This is a genomic window from Cognatishimia sp. F0-27, assembly GCF_020667845.1.
Taxonomy (GTDB): Bacteria; Pseudomonadota; Alphaproteobacteria; order Rhodobacterales; family Rhodobacteraceae; genus JAFMPQ01.
Genome location: NZ_JAFMPQ010000003.1, coordinates 231,018 through 246,507, shown reverse-complemented (window position 1 = coordinate 246,507; position 15,490 = coordinate 231,018). Strand labels below are relative to the sequence as shown.

Genomic DNA, 15,490 nt, shown 5'->3' with positions numbered 1-15,490 from the left:
TCAGCCCGGATCCACCGGCCACCGTCGCGCCAGATCATCCAGCCCCGCGCGGATCAACCGTTGCAATGGCTCAAGCGCGATCCGATCGAGCCGCGTGATATAAAGACAGGCCTTGCCGGTCTTGTGCGGCCCGAGCGTCGACAGGATGTCGCCGAAATCCGTATAGCCCGGCATAATATAGAGCGCGAGATTGGCCTTCCGCGCCGCGAATCCCGTCGCCAGGAACGCGCCCTCCCGACCGCTGGCATAGCGATAGTGATAGCGCCCGTATCCGACAAGGCTGTCGCCCCAAAGGCGCGGCGTCCATCCCGTCACCTCCCGGAACAGCGCATCGAGCCGGATCGCATCGCCGCGCCGCACCGGATCGGCAATCGCGGCAAGATGGTCTTCGACCGAGGCGTCGGTCGGTTGGGTCTTGTTTTGCGCCGCCATCCCGATCCCTCCCGTCATGCCCGACGACCTGCAAGACGACCTCTAAAACGATCTGCAAGACGACCCGCAAGACGAACCTATCACACCCGGTGCGGGTATGGCTTGCCTTTCGCCCCGCCGCCGCGCAACAACACCGTCATGACACCCGACCCCACCCCCCGACTCGATGCGCAAATGGCCTTCCTGCGGGAAGCCGACCGGCTCAAATCCGTAACCCGCGCCACGCGTCTCGCCGATAACACGCGCTTCGAAAACTCCGCCGAGCACAGCTGGCAGGTCGCGCTTTTCGCGCTCACGCTCGCCGATCAGGCGCCCGAGGGCTGTGATCTTGCGCGGGTGATCACCATGTTGCTGCTGCATGACCTCGTGGAAATCGACGCGGGTGACGCGCCTGTCTTCGGTGATCACGATGCGGCCGCCCTCGCCGCCGCCGAAGCCGCCGCGGCCAGCCGGATCTTCGGGCTTCTGCCTCCCGATCAGGCGGCGCAGTTCCGCGCCATCTGGGACGAGTTCGAAGCCAATGAAACCCCCGAGGCGCGCTTTGCCAAATCACTCGACCGCGCCGTGCCGCCCTTCCTGAACATCGCCAATGGCGGCGGCTCCTGGATCGACTACAACGTGGCCTGGCCGCGCTTCGAAACCCAGATCGGCGCGAGGATCGCACGCGGCGCGCCGCAGCTCTGGGCCTGGCTTGCCCCTCGCGCCCGCGCCGTGTTCGACCGCCTCGCCGGAACCCGCCGCTGAAACACGGCACCCCGGCCACCAAGACAGGCGCCGCGCCGCGGTCTTCCCCTGACGCGCCCGCGCCTCTGCGCCCCGCATGTCAGGGGCGGCAAGGGACGCCCGCTCTCGGGCAAACCGCCACAGACCCGGCCGGTCAAAAATGGATCGCGCGGTCCCAGGCATCGAGCACGCTTTCGTGCATCATTTCCGACAAGGTCGGATGCGGGAACACCGTCTCCATCAGATCGGCCTCGGTGGTTTCAAGCTGCCTTCCCACCACATAGCCCTGGATCAACTCGGTCACTTCCGCGCCGACCATATGCGCCCCGAGCAATTCGCCGCTTTGCGCATCGAACACCGTCTTGACCAGCCCCTCCGGCTCGCCAAGCGCGATGGCCTTGCCATTGCCGATGAACGGAAACCGCCCGACCCGGATGGCGCGTCCGCTCTCCTTGGCCTGCGCCTCCGTCATGCCCACGGACGCGATCTGCGGATGGCAGTAGGTGCAGCCCGCAATCGCCTGCGGATCCACCGGATGCGGGTCACCGCCCGCGATCAGCTCCGCCACCACAACGCCCTCGTGGCTGGCCTTGTGCGCCAACCACGGCGCGCCCGCGATATCGCCGATGGCATAAAGCCCCTCGACACCGGTCCGTCCATACGGATCGGTCACCACATGGCTGCGCTCCACCCGCACGCCCAGTGCCTCCAGCCCGAGCCCCTCGGTGTTGCCGACGATACCCACCGCAGAGATCACCGTGTCGAAGGCCTGCGTCTCGGTCTTGCCGCCGCGCTCGATATGGGCGGTCACACCTTTGCCCTTGTGCCGTTCAAGCCGTGCCACGCGGGCCCCCTCGAGGATCGTCATGCCCTGTTTCTGGAACTGCTTCCTGGCAAAGCCCGCAATCTCCGCATCCTCCACCGGCAGGATGCGCTCCATCACCTCCACAACCGTCGTTTCGGCGCCAAGCGTGTTGTAGAAGCTGGCAAATTCGATCCCGATCGCTCCGGAGCCGATCACCAGAAGCCGCTTCGGCATGCGCGGCGGCACAAGCGCGTGACGGTAGGTCCAAACAAGATCCCCATCCGCCTCAAGCCCCGGCAATTCGCGCGCCCGCGCGCCCGTAGCGATCACGATGGCCGGTGCGGTCAGCCGCATCAGGCCCGCTTCCGTCTTTGCCTCCACCACACCGGCCTGTGGGAGGCTGGCCACGCCCATGATCGCGGTGACCTTGTTCTTCTTGAGCAGATGCCCGATCCCGGCGTTGAGCTGTCCGGCCACTCCGCGCGACCGCTTGACCACCGCGTCGAGATCAAAGCCGACGCCCTGCGCGCTCAGGCCGAACTCCCCCGCCCGCTGCATCAGGTGAAACACCTCCGCGGAACGCAGCATCGCCTTGGTGGGAATACATCCCCAGTTGAGGCAGATGCCGCCCATATGCTCGCGCTCCACCACGGCGACCTTGAGCCCCAGCTGCGCGCCTCTTATCGCGGCGACATAGCCCCCCGGCCCCGCGCCAATGACCACCATGTCAAAGGCCTCGGCCTTCGGATTTGCCTCAGTCGCCATGCTGTCCTCCCCGGTGCAGATCGTCGCGGCAAGGCTAAAGCGCAATCCCGCAAGGGGAAACCGGTTTTTGCGCGCTCTTCGCGCCACCGGCACAGGCCCGAGGCCGGTGCCTGTCGCGCGCATCGCCACCTATCGCCAAGCATCGGCACGTATCACCAAGCTTCAACGCGCATCACCACCTTCAGCTATCGCCAGGCGTCACAACGTATCGCCACCTTCACCCATCACCACGCATCACCAAGCATCGCCCGGTCGCCGCTGGCGCAGGCCGGCCTACCGCATTGCGATCCGCTGGCGACACAGCGCACACAAGAAAGGCGCGGCCGTTTCCGGCGCGCGCCTTTGCTCGTCTGATCTGCCTGGTGACGGAAGCGTCGGGGCCGCTTTACGCGGCCTGTTTGACGTCCAGCGCCCGCACCACACCGCCGTAACCGCCATCCTCGTCGAGGAACCGGCGCTCCGGCGCGGAAAAACTGCGTCCCAGCGCCTCGTTGCGGAAGGGGAACCGGCCAAACTGGCGGATCACCTCGCGATGCGCCCGCGCGTGCAGCAGGTTGCCTTTCATCGACGGCAGGCGCTCCTTCATGAGCCGCACGCAGCGATCCTGATCGCACAGGTTCTCCGAATGGGTCAGCGGCATGTAGAAGAACTGTCGCGCCGGTTCGTCAATCCTGAGATCCCACCCCCGGTGGATCGCCTGTTTCGCCGCTGCGAGCGCCACCCGATCAGAGGCGAAGGCCTCACGGGTGCCGCGGAACATGTTGCGCGAAAACTGGTCCGTCAGGATGATATAGGCCAGCGTCCCGGTGGGATAGGTGAGCCACAGGGCAAACCGCCCCTCCATCGCGCCGTGCCATGTCTCTTCAAACCGCTCGCGGATCGTCTGATCCAGGGCTGCGTCTTGCTTGTACCACCCCTCGGGGCCGGTCTCATCCAGCCAGAAGGCCAGAATGTCTTCGGGTGTCGCCATTCGTTCCACTCCTTGCGCGTCCCCCAATGTCTCGCAGCATTTCGATGCATCCGATCACATGTAAACGCTACCTTGCGTCAACCAAGAGGTTGAAATCACAAAATCTGACCAAGTGCGACAGGAACTCAAGCCTCGCGCGCCTCCTCTTCGGCTTCGGCGGTCTCGATGGCGTATTCTTGCGCATAGGCCACGGCCACCGGTGTCGCGGCGGCGGTGATCGGCGCATAGGCAGCCGTGTCATCCACCGAGGGCGCGGCCCGCTGTGTCATCCGGTAGGCCGCGTATGCGCCCAATCCCAGAAGCAAAACCGCGATCAGCATGAAGAACCCCGGAGGCCCCGCGGTCTGCATCGCATAGCCGATGATGAGCGGCCCGGCGATGGCGCCAAGCCCGTTGATGAAAAGCAAGCCCGCCGACGCGCTCGCCATCGCCTCGGTTTCGAGGAAGTCATTGGTATAGGCCAGCAGCAGGGAATAAAGCGGGTTCGCGCTGCCGCCGATCAGGACAGCCGCCGCTGTGACCATCCAGAACGCGCCGCCGGACAGGAATGCCGCGACCGCCGCAAAGCCCCCCATGAGAGCAACAATCATGATCAGCTTGCGTCGGTCCACCCGGTCGGAAATCCAGCCCAGCGGGTATTGCATGACCAGCGCGCCGACATAGAACGCCGCGACGAAAATCGAGATCTGGCCAAGCGTCAGCCCGGCCTGCGCGCCATACACCGCCGCCATGCCGAACTGTGCGGAAAACACGCCACCCAGAAGAAAGAGCCCGACACAGCCGAGCGGAGAGACCCCATAAAGCTCGCGCAGCTTCATGCCCTTGGTGCTCTCGAAGGCCGGCGTCGGTGAGACCGACAGCAGGATCGGTGCGAAGGCGATGGACACCAAAACCGACGGGATGATGAACAACAGGAAACCCGAGTCATCGGGCACCACGAGAAGCCCCTGCGCCATGATCACACCGGCCATCTGCATGACCATGTAAAGCGACAGGGCCTGACCACGGGTCTCGTTCGACGACGCATTGTTGAGCCAGCTCTCCGCCGTCACGTAGACGCCGCAGAAACAAAAGCCCAGCGCCACGCGCCCCATCGTCCAGGTGATCGGATGCTCAAAGGCCGGAAACAGGATCAACACCGCCGAAACCAGCGAACCCAGCGCCGCAAAGACCCGCACGTGGCCGACCCGGCGGATCATCTTGGGCGTGATCTCCGACGCCAGAAGAAACCCGGCGAAATAGCCGGACATGATGATGGACATCTCAAGCGAGGAGAACCCGGCCGCCGGGCCACGCACCCCGAGCAGCGAGCCCTGCAACCCGTTGCCCACCATCAATAGCGTCATGCCCAGAAGCAACGCCCAACTGTTGCGGATAACCTCAATCACGACCTGTGCTCCATTATTTGCGAATCCTGCGGCCTGCCTCGGCCCCGCCCTAACAAGACCCGTGGCCAATGACACGCCCACAAACGACATTTCGCCGAGGGCTATGTCGCCCATGGCCCCGGGCGGCATCCGCTCAAAAAGCGATCGTCCGCGTTCGGGTCATCCTTGCTGCGTGCATCCGCCCTGTGGGTGCGCCCCGCGCGGGCCGCATTTCAGACGCCAGGATCCATCCGCCCTTGGTTATGGTGCCGCTCGCCCCAGCGGCGCAGGCACCCGCTCGAAACGCTGTCACCGCAGGCGCGCTCCCCCGGAGCCCTTGCGCGACGCACCGTAATACAAAGACTCTTCGCCGAAAACGCCGCCGCCGCAGACACGCGCGGCTCACAAGCCAAGCTACCGCCCCATGGCAACGCGACGCGTGTCCACACCGCGTCAGGGTGTGACGGCGCCACGCAGGCCCGCGCGGCGCGGGCTCCGTCTCGGAGACATGCGTCGCCGCGGATTGGCTCCCCACACGGCACAGGATGACGGGCCGCTCTGAGGAGGACGGGCCGCTGTCGCTGTCAGCCAAACCGCGCCGCCCCGGCGACGTCGGTGCCGCGGAGCACGCCACAGGGTTCAGGCCATCCCGCGCGCGGCCCTTGGGTGCCACGGATCACCACGACCGCATCCCGACCGGGCGGGCACTCCGTCACCCCGCGCTGCGATCCGGGATCAGCAGGGAGCCGTCGCCATAGGAAAAGAACCGGTAGTTTTCCGCGATCGCATGGTCATAGATCGCCGCGATCCGCTCCCGCCCCATCAGCGCCGAGACCAGCATCATCAAGGTCGATTTCGGCAGGTGGAAATTGGTGATCAAGGCATCGGTCACCCGGAACGCGAAGCCGGGATAGATGAAGATCTCCGTGACCCCTTCGAAAGGCGCAATCGCGCCGCTCTCGGCCGCCGCGGTCTCGATCAGGCGCAGCGCCGTCGTGCCCACCGGGATCACCCGGCCGCCTGCGGCCTTGGTCGCGGCAATTTCCGCCGCCGCGGCCTCGGTCACTTCGCCCCATTCGCCATGCATCTTGTGGGTGGTCACATCCTCCACCTTGACCGGCAGGAAGGTGCCCGCCCCCACGTGCAACGTCACATAGCTCAGCGCGACGCCGCGCGCGGCCAGCCCCGCCATCAAGGCCTCGTCGAAATGCAAGGACGCCGTTGGCGCGGCGACCGCGCCCTTCCGGCGCGCCCAGATCGTCTGGTAGTCTTCCTTGTCGCGCGCATCCGCCGGGCGCTTGGCCGCGATATAGGGCGGCAGCGGCATGGCACCAGCGGCGTTCAATGCCGCGTCGAAATCCTCGCCCGCAAGATTGAACCGCAAGAAGGCCTGCCCCTCCGCGCGGGCCTCCACAACCGCCGAAAGCGCGTCGCTGAATACGATCTCTTCGCCGTCGCGCACCTTCTTGAGCGGCTTGACCAGCGCGCTCCAGCATCCGTTCGCCTGCGGCTCGAGAAGCGTCACCTCGATGCGCGCCTGCACCGGCCCTTCGGCACTCTGTCTGACGCGGGTGCCGGACAGCCGGGCCGGGATCACCTTGGTATCGTTGAGCACAAGCCGGTCGCCGGGGCGCAGCACCTGCGGCAGATCCCGCATCACCGCATCGGTGATGGTGTCGCCCTCCGCCACCAGCATCCGCGCCGACGAGCGCGGGCTTGCGGGGCGCGTCGCGATTCGACCCTCCGGCAGATCGAAATCGAAATCGCTCAACTTCACGGCATATCCTCCTGATCCAAAGAGAGAATCCTATTGCGACACCTGTGGCGGCGGCCGGCGGAAAATGTCACGGAACATGCCGGGCGTGAAGACCGAAAGCGGGTTCACAAGCACCCTCGGCGCGCTCACCGGACCTTGCAGGTTGAAATTGAACCCGATCAGCCCCTCGCCCTTGCGCGCGATCAACCGGCCAATCCCGTTGAGCACGTAGATCGGAGACAGCACCCCCTGCAAGTCCATCTCCCCCCGGTCGAGGTCATAGAACCCGTCCAGCGAAATACCCATCGACGGCCCGACCGCGCTCGACCGGGTCAGGATCACCCGGTTCGGCGTGAGCCGGAAAAACGCCTCCACCTCGGCAAAGAAAATGCCCGGCCCGTTGAGCTGGTCGATCAGCCCGACCACGCTCACCGCATCCAGCAGTGCCGCAATGGCAGGCGCCTCGCGCAAACGCGCCCCGAGGATCAGCAACCGCCCGTCATACTGGCCTGCGCGCCCCCGGACCGGGGTCAATTCGAGGCTGAAATCCCCGTTCTGCACCGTCTTCAGAAGACCGGCATCCTCAAGGATATCGCCCGCATCCGCGCCCACGATCCGCACCGCCGACGCGCCGCCCTGCGCGGTCAGCCGCCCCTCGATCGGCGATTTGCCATCGATTCGCGCCGTGAACCGGCCGTCAAGCGCACCAGCGGCCTCAAATTCCCCTGCGAACCGGGTGAGCGCGATGGTGTTGGTGACCTGCAACCGGTCCAGCGCCACCTTCATCGGCACCGCCCCACCGCCGCCGCGCGCGCCGCCCGCCCCGTTGCCAAACGGTGCGCGGCGCAGATCCAGCGTGCCGCCCGCGATTTCCACGCCCGGCGCGACCCCGGCCCCGCGCCCGTCGAGCCGGGCGCGCACGTCGAGCCAGTCGCCCACCTTGAGCGTGTCGAACCGCAAACTGCGCAGCCCGCCCGCATCGGTCAGCGACAAGCCGCCTCGCGCCTCAAGCCCCGCGCCGGTCAGGGACAGGCTGTCGATCGTCACCGGCGTGCCCAACGTGCCGATGATCCGGAATTGCCCGGTCTGGTTCGGCCGCAACCGCCAACCCAGTTGCGGGATCGCCACGCCGATGCCTGCCAGATCGCTTTCCAGCACGAAGCGCGGAGCCGCCCCCCGTGCCATGTCCAGCGCAAGGGTGCCCGTGCCCTGACCGCTGATCATCCCGTCGGGCAGCGCGATGCGGAACCGATCAAGCGTACGCTGGCTGAGCTGCACCGTCGCCGTGAGCCTGGACGCGCCGCCGTCCAGCGGCATCTCGAAACGCCCCTCCGCCGGGGCGCCCGAAAGTGTGACCGGCCCGCGGATCTCCAACCGGTCATTGTCGAGCGCAAAGGCCAGCCGCTCCGCTTCCAAGACGCGCGCGCGGGCAATGGTCTCGCTGCGCACATCGCGCAAGACACCCTCAAGGTCGAGATCCACGTCCGCCAGCGTGAGCCCCCGGCGCAGCGGCAGCGCCACGCGCCCGGTGATCTCCGCCTGCCCCGTGGCCAGATCCAGCCCGCGCCCGGCCTTGCGCAACAGTTGCCAGGCATCGTTGTCCACATAGGACAGCACCGCCCCTAGCGGCCCGCGCGCCCGCAGGTTCAACAAGGCCGGATTGGGCCGGGTGCGCAGATCGGGCATGATGAACTCCGACCCGCCCACATCAAGCGCGCCGCCGGCGGCCGGCACGATCCGGCCCGCCTCCAGCCGCACGCTCAGGCGGTGGTCGTAAATCGTCACCCGGCCACGCCCGCCCGTGACCGGCGGCAAGCGCGGGTTGTAGGACACATGCCCGCCGTCAAACCCGAAATCGATATAGGTCATCGGCTTGCCGCCCGGCTCGGCGCGCAACGCAAAGGTGATGTCGCGCATGTTGCCGCCGGTGACGTTCTGCGCGACCCAATCGCGCGCCCGCGTCCGGAAGCTGGCGGGCCAGAAGGTCAGGACCTGCGCCGGATCGGTCCGGGCCACATGCGCATCGAGCGACACCTGCCAGCCGTCGGGCCGGGCCAGAAGCCGCCCCGCGCTGCGCAGCGGCAGCGTCTCGTCGCGCGACGTCAGGTCGCCAAGCGTCAGCTCGAAAGGTTGCAGCGTGAGCTTGAACGCCGCATCCGCGCCCGCCAGATCGAGGCTCGGCAGAAGTGGCGTGTCTTTCGCAAGATGCACCTCGCTGAGGCGCAGCTGACCGCTGATCGCTTCGGGCCGCGCGCTCTGCGTGCCCAAAAGAGCCGCCTGGCCCGCCGCCGTCACCGCCCCCAGCGGCGAGCGCACGGTGATCTCCGCGAAATCCAGCAGCGCCCGCTCGGGATCGTAGGTGAAATAGGTGCGCGCCGCCTCGAAGGGGATCGCGCGGGTGGCGGCATTGGGCTGCAACGCACCGGCGCCGATTTGAAGCGTGGCATTCAGCACGCCAAGCGACCCGTCGGCGCGCAACTCCGACCGCAACGCGCCGGAAATCGGCGCTTCGAGCGATTCCAGCCAGGCAAGCCCCGCGCTCTGCGAGGCGATGTCGCGCGCCGCGAGATCGCGCAGATTGACCCCGAATTCGATGGTGCGCGCGCCGATCGGGCTCGCCGCGTTCACCTCGATCGAGGCCACGCCGTCGCCGCCCGACAGCAGCGCAAGATCGCCGGAGAAATCGAGGACATCGGCATCGCGTGACACCCGCAGCCGCCCGCCATCCACGGTCCAGCCGCGCCGCGCGCGCAGATCCTCGTAGCGGATCGTCAACCCGTCCGCCGATACGCTGTCGAGCTGCGCGAGGCGCGGATCTGCGAAGGCCGCGTCGATCTGCTCGATCAGCGCGCCCAGATCCGGTGCCTGCGTGCCCGCCGCAAAGGCATCACCCAGCGCAAGCCCAAGCGTGCCGTCCGGGCTGCGCGTCACCGTGAGAAACGCCCCCGAGAGATGGGCCTCGCGCAGTTCGAGCTGGCCGCGGATCAGGCCTGCGGGTGCAAAGCCCGCCTCGAAATCCGACAGGGTTGCGATCGGCTCTCCGCGCGCGTTGCGGATATCCACGTCCCACAGGATCACCCGCGCCACGCCGTTGCGCTCGATGCGCAGGCTCATATTGCCAGAGCCGACACCGATCCCCGGCAGGGTCTGGACGATGCGCGCTTCGATGCGCTCGCGCAGCCAGTCCGGCGCATCCAGCGTCCGCCCGACAACCAGCGCCGCACCGGCCCCCGCGAGTATCATCAAGGCCAGCATCGCGATGAGCAGGCCTTTCGCCCGCCGCCGCCTGCGGCCCGCACGGCCGGGCCGTTGCGCCGGGGTCAGCGCCTGCACGGCATCGGCCCGCAAGACAGGGCCCGTGGGCGTCGGATCCGCGCGCCCGCCGGCATCGCGGGTGGCGGCTGACGCCTGCCCGGCCGAGGTCGCCGCACCCGCTGCCGCAGTTTGCGATCCAACCCCGCCCCCGCGCGCAGACGCGCCCTCACCAGGATCTGCACCAGGGTGGTGATCAGGGACTTGTGCAGCAGCGTCAGAATCGGCACCCGACACGTCCCGCCCGTCGGACGGATCCGCATCGGCACCCGCCGGTCGCTCGTCCGCCTTGTCAGGCAGCCTCGCAGCATCGCGCGCCGCACCGGTCTCGGGCGGGATCTTCGAAGGATTTGTCTCCGTCACTGGACGCTCGGAACTCTCGCTTTAGGTTTCGCTTGCGTTTGGCCACATGGGTCAGCATAGCGCATCACCAGCAAGGAGAAACGCCCCATGTCCGATATGGCCCCCGATTTCACCCTTCCCGGCACCTCCGGTGACGTGACGTTGTCCGATCTCAAGGGCCACAAGGTGGTCCTGTTCTTCTATCCGCGCGACGACACATCCGGCTGCACCAAGGAAAACGAAGCCTTCACCGCGCTGCAGGACGCTTTCGACGCCGCCGGAACCAAGGTTTTCGGCATCTCGAAGGACAGCCTCGCCAGCCACGAGAAATTCATGGCCAAGAAGAGCCTCACGGTGCCGCTGCTGTCGGACGAGCACTCCGATGTCTGCGAGAAATTCGGCGTCTGGGTGGAAAAGAAGATGTATGGGAAGACCTATATGGGCATCGAGCGCGCCACCTTCCTGATCGACGCCGAGGGCAAGATCGCCCGGACCTGGCGCAAGGTGAAGGTGCCCGGTCACGCCGAAGAGGTGCTCGAAGCGGCGCAGACACTCTGACATACCGCGCGCGGGAGGGGTGGCCATTCGGCTCCCGCTCCTGCTCCACACACGGACCAACCCCGGAATCGAGGCACCAATGGCGAGGCAACAATGGCAACGCTGAGCGAGATGGCAGTGGAGGTGCTGACCACCGCGGACGGGCGGGCAAAAACCGCCCTGTCGCGCGCCCATGCGGCGACCTGGTTCGCGGCCCGCGAGGCCGGGGCACCGCTCGAGATCGGCACCGCGCAGCCGCCAATGCGCCCGGCCCGGCCCGATGCACCCGCGCTTCTCGATCCGCGCGACGTGCCCAAGCGCAAGCCCGGCAGCCCCGCAGGCCGGATCGCCCTGCTGCACGCGGTGGCCCATATCGAACTGAATGCGGTGGATCTGCACTGGGACATCATCCCGCGTTTTGCCCATGTGCCCATGCCGCTGGGCTTCTATGACGACTGGGTCAAGGCCGCCGATGAAGAGTCCAAGCATTTCAACCTGATGTGCGACTGCCTTGAGGAACAGGGCAGCTTTTACGGCGCGCTTCCGGCCCATGCGGGCATGTGGCGCGCCGCCGAAGACACCGTGGACGACTTCATGGGCCGCCTTGCGGTGGTGCCGATGGTGCTCGAAGCGCGCGGGCTCGACGTGACCCCGGGCATGATCGAGATCTTTCGCCGTGCGCAGGCCGACAGCGCCGTTGCCGCGCTGGAGACCATCTATGCCGAGGAGGTCGGGCATGTGGCCTATGGCTCGAAATGGTTCCATTTCCTCTGCGGACGCCACGAACACGACCCTCGTGACACGTTTCACGCATTGGTCCAGAAATATTTCAAAGGGGCCTTGAAGCCTCCCTTCAACGACGAGAAGCGCGCCGAGGCCGGCCTGCCGCCGGACTTCTACTGGCCCCTTGCCAATGCACCGGTCACTGGAACCCGTTGAAACGTTTCGCATAAGCGGATTTTCGCCATTTCGGCAACATCCCGCGGTTCAGACCGAATCATCGCCCATTGAAACTTGCGAAATCGTGAATGCACCGATAAGCCGAAGCGAAGACGTCGGTGGGGGAGCCGAGCGTCGACGACATTGGGACGGGTCACGAAGAGGACGGTCAGGTGCGAACACGTCTGGCGATAAAAACACATGCGCTTCTTGAGCGCTTCTTTCCTGAGCGCAGGTTATTCCTCCGATCGGAAACCGACACGCGCTTCATCCGGCTGCGTCCGGAGACTCAGGCTGTTGCCTTTGTCGGGGCGTCCGCTGTCATTGGCTGGTCGATCGTGGCAACCGCGATCCTGCTGATGGACAGCATCGGCGCAGGCAGCTACCGCGAACAGGCGGTGCGCGAGCAAATCACCTACCAGCAGCGCCTGAACGCGCTCTCGGAGGAACGCGACCGCCGCGCCGCGGAAGCCGTCGCGGCCCAGGAGCGCTTCAACGCCGCGCTGCGCCAGATCTCCCTGATGCAGTCGGAGCTTCTCGACAGCGAAACCCGTCGCAACGAGCTGGAGAACGGCATCGACGTGATCCAAGCCACGCTGCGCGACACGATGAAACAGCGCTCCGATGTCGAAACGCGCCTCGCCGCGCTCGAAACCCGGATCGAAGGGGGCGACACGGCCGTTGCAAGTGCTGCGACCGGCTCCGACAGCACACTCAACCTGCTGTCCGCGGCCCTTGCCCGCACCGCCGAGGAACGGGACCGTGTCGTGGCCGATGCCCGTCAGGCCCTGATCCGCGCCTCCGAGATGGAAGCCGAGATCGAACAGATGGAAGATGCCAATGACCGCATCTTCCGCCAGCTCGAAGAAGCCATGACCGTGTCCGTCAAGCCGCTCGACCGCATGTTCGAAAAAGCCGGCATGGACCCCGACCGCATCCTCAATCAGGTCCGCAAGGGCTATTCCGGCCAGGGCGGCCCGCTCACCCCGCTGAGCTTCTCGACCATGGGTCAGGACGTTGCCCCCGAAGATACCGCCCGCGCCAACCGCATCCTGAACCAGATGGACCGGCTGAACCTGTACCGGATCGCCGCACAGAAGGCGCCGTTTGCCTCGCCGCTCAAGGATCCGTTCCGCTTCACATCGGGCTTTGGTCGCCGCTGGGGTCGTCTTCATGCCGGCACCGATTTTGCCGCACCGCACGGCACGCCGATCTATTCCACCGCCGATGGCGTGGTGACTTTCGCAGGCTGGCAGTCGGGTTACGGGCGCTTGGTCAAGATCCAGCATGAATTCGGCATCGAAACCCGCTACGCCCACAATTCGAAACTCTATGTCAAGGTTGGTCAAAGGGTCTCGCGCGGGGATCGGATTGCTGCTATGGGGAACACAGGACGGTCAACCGGCACGCATTTGCACTACGAGGTTCGTGTCGGCGGACAACCCGTCAACCCCATGATCTATATCAAGGCTGCGAACGATGTTTTCTAAAAGCAAGATCAATGAGCCCGGCGCCAAGACCGAGGACAGCGGCGCCGCAGCGGCGGCACCCGAAATGCCCCGCCCCGGTTCGGACTTCAAGCCGTCAGCGCCCAAGGCCAAGCCGCCGGCATCCGTTCTGTCCAATGATCTGCACATCACCGGGAATATCAAGACTTCCGGCGACATCCAGGTCGAAGGCACTGTCGAGGGCGACATCCGCGCCCACCTCCTGACCATCGGTGAGAGTGCCACGATAAAGGGCGAAGTGACCGCCGATGACGTGGTGGTGAATGGCCGGATCGTCGGCCGTGTCCGTGGTCTCAAGGTCCGTCTGACCGCGACAGCGCGCGTTGAAGGCGACATCATCCACAAGACAATCGCCATCGAGAGCGGTGCGCATTTCGAAGGCTCCGTGCAACGTCAGGACGACCCGCTCTCCGGCAACCGGCAGAATCGCGGCCAGCAGGCTGGTGCCGCCGCCGCGGCGGCTGCCCCGGCAAAACCGCCGGAGCCGGCCAAGGGCTGAGATCCCGTTCAGCCGCGGGCCTTGGGCCAATCGCGGCGCAGGCGGGCACCGGGGGCGAACCTCGCGCATCTTCCGAAAAAGGCGTCACAGGATTGTGGCGCCTTTCTTGTTCCTGACGGTCCGTGTCAGTGTGGCTTCAGGCATTGCGCTCAGCGCCAAAACGCGCCCGTCGCACTCAGGACCGTAATCCGTCATTGCCTTGGCCCCGCTCTCGGATACACCCTGCCCGCCGCTCGTTCTTCCGCGCAGCGCACCAGATACACCGTCTCAAATCCAGACCGAAACACTGCTGCAGTGATCCGCCGTCGCAAGACGCCCTGCCCGCCGGCCGTTCTGCCGCGCCGCGTGCCAGACACTCCGCCCCAAATCCAGATCGACCCACCGGTGCTATAATTGCCGCCGAAAGACGCCCTGCGTGCCACCGGTTCTTCTGCGCGGCGGACCAAATGAACCGTCCCAGATCCAGACCCAACCACCGCTGGCATGATGCGCCGTCTCAGGCTGTCCCGCCGTCCGCAATGACAATGCCGAGGGGCATCATCCGCCTGAAACCACGGTCTCAAGCCCGGAGCGGTGCGGGCTCCCGATGCTGCACCTGCGATACACATGGTTTGTGCATGATCTGTGCATGCGTTGTGCATGACCCAAATCGGGGTGATTGGCGCCTCATGCGGCAGGTGCGAAAAGCCCGCTTACGCTTCGAGCTCCGCATCCCAATACAGGAAATCCATCCACGACTCGTGCAGGTGATTGGGTGGGAACTTGCGTCCGAGATTGAGCAGCTCCTGCGCGCCCGGTCGCCGCGGCGGCTTGCGCAGCGCAAACCCGACCTGCCGCAGGCTCTTGGACCCTTTGCGCAGGTTGCACGGAGCACAGGCTGCAACCACGTTTTCCCAGCTGGTGCGCCCACCGGCCGCCCGCGGCACCACGTGATCAAAGGTCAATTCCCCCCGCGATCCACAATACTGGCAGCGGAATTCATCCCTCAAAAAAAGATTAAAGCGCGTGAAGGCCACGCGCTTTTGAGGTTTCACGAAATCCTTGAGCACCACGACGCTGGGGATCTTGAGCGTCATCGAGGGGCTGCGCACCACCTCTTCGTATTCGGCCACGATATCCACCCTGTCGAGGAACGCCGCCTTGACCGCATCCTGCCAGGACCAGAGCGACAGGGGATAGTAGCTCAACGGTCTGTAATCAGCATTCAGCACAAGCGCCGGATAATGCCGAAGCGCGCCCGGGGCGCGTGTGAAATTTGTTCTGAAATCGCCGTCCATCGCCGGACTCATCCTCCGCCCTGTCTGCCACAAGCGAGCACCAGAGCGGGACACCCCGCCCCAGCCTGCAACTACTATATCTCGCGTTTAGAACGGGGCAACCCCCGCAAGATACTGTGTCGCAGCTTTCCATGACGGCTGCTTGTAAAGAAGCCATGACAGGCCGGGCACCGCGCGCTGTCCGGTCAAGAAGCCCGGCACCGTTGCGCAGGCGCGCGCCCTATCCGCACCGGAGCGCAGGAACGCATCGGTCGCGGC

Annotated in this window: 12 protein-coding genes; 5 read left to right on the top strand and 7 right to left on the bottom strand. The window is 66.0% G+C overall.

Annotated features, from left to right (window positions below; genetic code table 11):
- Positions 1-450 (bottom strand): DUF1801 domain-containing protein, encoded by a 450-nt coding sequence (locus tag J1C49_RS03365; protein WP_227444386.1) that lies wholly within the window; start codon positions 448-450, stop codon positions 1-3.
- A 120-nt stretch (positions 451-570) separates the two neighbouring features.
- Here J1C49_RS03365 and J1C49_RS03360 point away from each other — a divergent pair, with 120 nt between their 5' ends.
- Positions 571-1,176 carry an HD family hydrolase gene (locus J1C49_RS03360; protein ID WP_227444385.1) on the top strand — a complete coding sequence of 202 codons (606 nt, stop codon included), beginning with the start codon at positions 571-573 and terminating at the stop codon, positions 1,174-1,176.
- Between the two features lie 133 nt (positions 1,177-1,309).
- Here J1C49_RS03360 and lpdA read toward each other — a convergent pair whose 3' ends face one another.
- From lpdA to J1C49_RS03335, 5 genes are all read right to left on the bottom strand, one after another.
- Positions 1,310-2,725 carry a dihydrolipoyl dehydrogenase gene (lpdA, locus tag J1C49_RS03355; RefSeq protein WP_227444384.1) on the bottom strand — a complete coding sequence of 472 codons (1,416 nt, stop codon included), beginning with the start codon at positions 2,723-2,725 and terminating at the stop codon, positions 1,310-1,312.
- Between the two features lie 385 nt (positions 2,726-3,110).
- On the bottom strand, positions 3,111-3,695 hold the full coding sequence (locus tag J1C49_RS03350; protein ID WP_227444383.1) for a DUF924 family protein: 585 nt from the start codon (positions 3,693-3,695) through the stop codon (positions 3,111-3,113).
- A gap of 125 nt (positions 3,696-3,820) precedes the next feature.
- Positions 3,821-5,083 (bottom strand): MFS transporter, encoded by a 1,263-nt coding sequence (locus J1C49_RS03345; RefSeq protein WP_227444382.1) that lies wholly within the window; start codon positions 5,081-5,083, stop codon positions 3,821-3,823.
- A 691-nt stretch (positions 5,084-5,774) separates the two neighbouring features.
- Positions 5,775-6,839 carry a tRNA preQ1(34) S-adenosylmethionine ribosyltransferase-isomerase QueA gene (gene queA, locus J1C49_RS03340; protein ID WP_227444381.1) on the bottom strand — a complete coding sequence of 355 codons (1,065 nt, stop codon included), beginning with the start codon at positions 6,837-6,839 and terminating at the stop codon, positions 5,775-5,777.
- Between the two features lie 30 nt (positions 6,840-6,869).
- Positions 6,870-10,166: a DUF3971 domain-containing protein gene (locus tag J1C49_RS03335; protein WP_227444380.1), complete on the bottom strand. Its 3,297-nt coding sequence runs from the start codon at positions 10,164-10,166 to the stop codon at positions 6,870-6,872.
- A gap of 414 nt (positions 10,167-10,580) precedes the next feature.
- On the opposite strand from J1C49_RS03335, the gene J1C49_RS03330 reads away from it, so the two are divergent.
- The 4 genes from J1C49_RS03330 (at position 10,581) to J1C49_RS03315 (ending at position 13,955) form a co-directional block, all read left to right on the top strand.
- Entirely contained in the window at positions 10,581-11,030 is a 450-nt protein-coding gene (locus J1C49_RS03330; RefSeq protein WP_227444379.1) for a peroxiredoxin, read from the top strand.
- A gap of 93 nt (positions 11,031-11,123) precedes the next feature.
- Positions 11,124-11,948 (top strand): ferritin-like domain-containing protein, encoded by an 825-nt coding sequence (locus tag J1C49_RS03325; RefSeq protein ID WP_227444378.1) that lies wholly within the window; start codon positions 11,124-11,126, stop codon positions 11,946-11,948.
- A gap of 173 nt (positions 11,949-12,121) precedes the next feature.
- Positions 12,122-13,438 (top strand): M23 family metallopeptidase, encoded by a 1,317-nt coding sequence (locus J1C49_RS03320; RefSeq protein ID WP_227444377.1) that lies wholly within the window; start codon positions 12,122-12,124, stop codon positions 13,436-13,438.
- Positions 13,428-13,955: a polymer-forming cytoskeletal protein gene (locus J1C49_RS03315; RefSeq protein WP_227444376.1), complete on the top strand. Its 528-nt coding sequence runs from the start codon at positions 13,428-13,430 to the stop codon at positions 13,953-13,955. The genes J1C49_RS03320 and J1C49_RS03315 overlap by 11 nt, the downstream gene beginning before the upstream one ends.
- 692 nt (positions 13,956-14,647) lie before the next feature.
- On the opposite strand, the gene J1C49_RS03310 is transcribed toward J1C49_RS03315, so the two are convergent.
- Complete coding sequence (locus J1C49_RS03310) at positions 14,648-15,232, bottom strand: HNH endonuclease (protein ID WP_227444408.1); 585 nt, start codon at positions 15,230-15,232, stop codon at positions 14,648-14,650.
- Positions 15,233-15,490 lie beyond the last annotated feature (258 nt).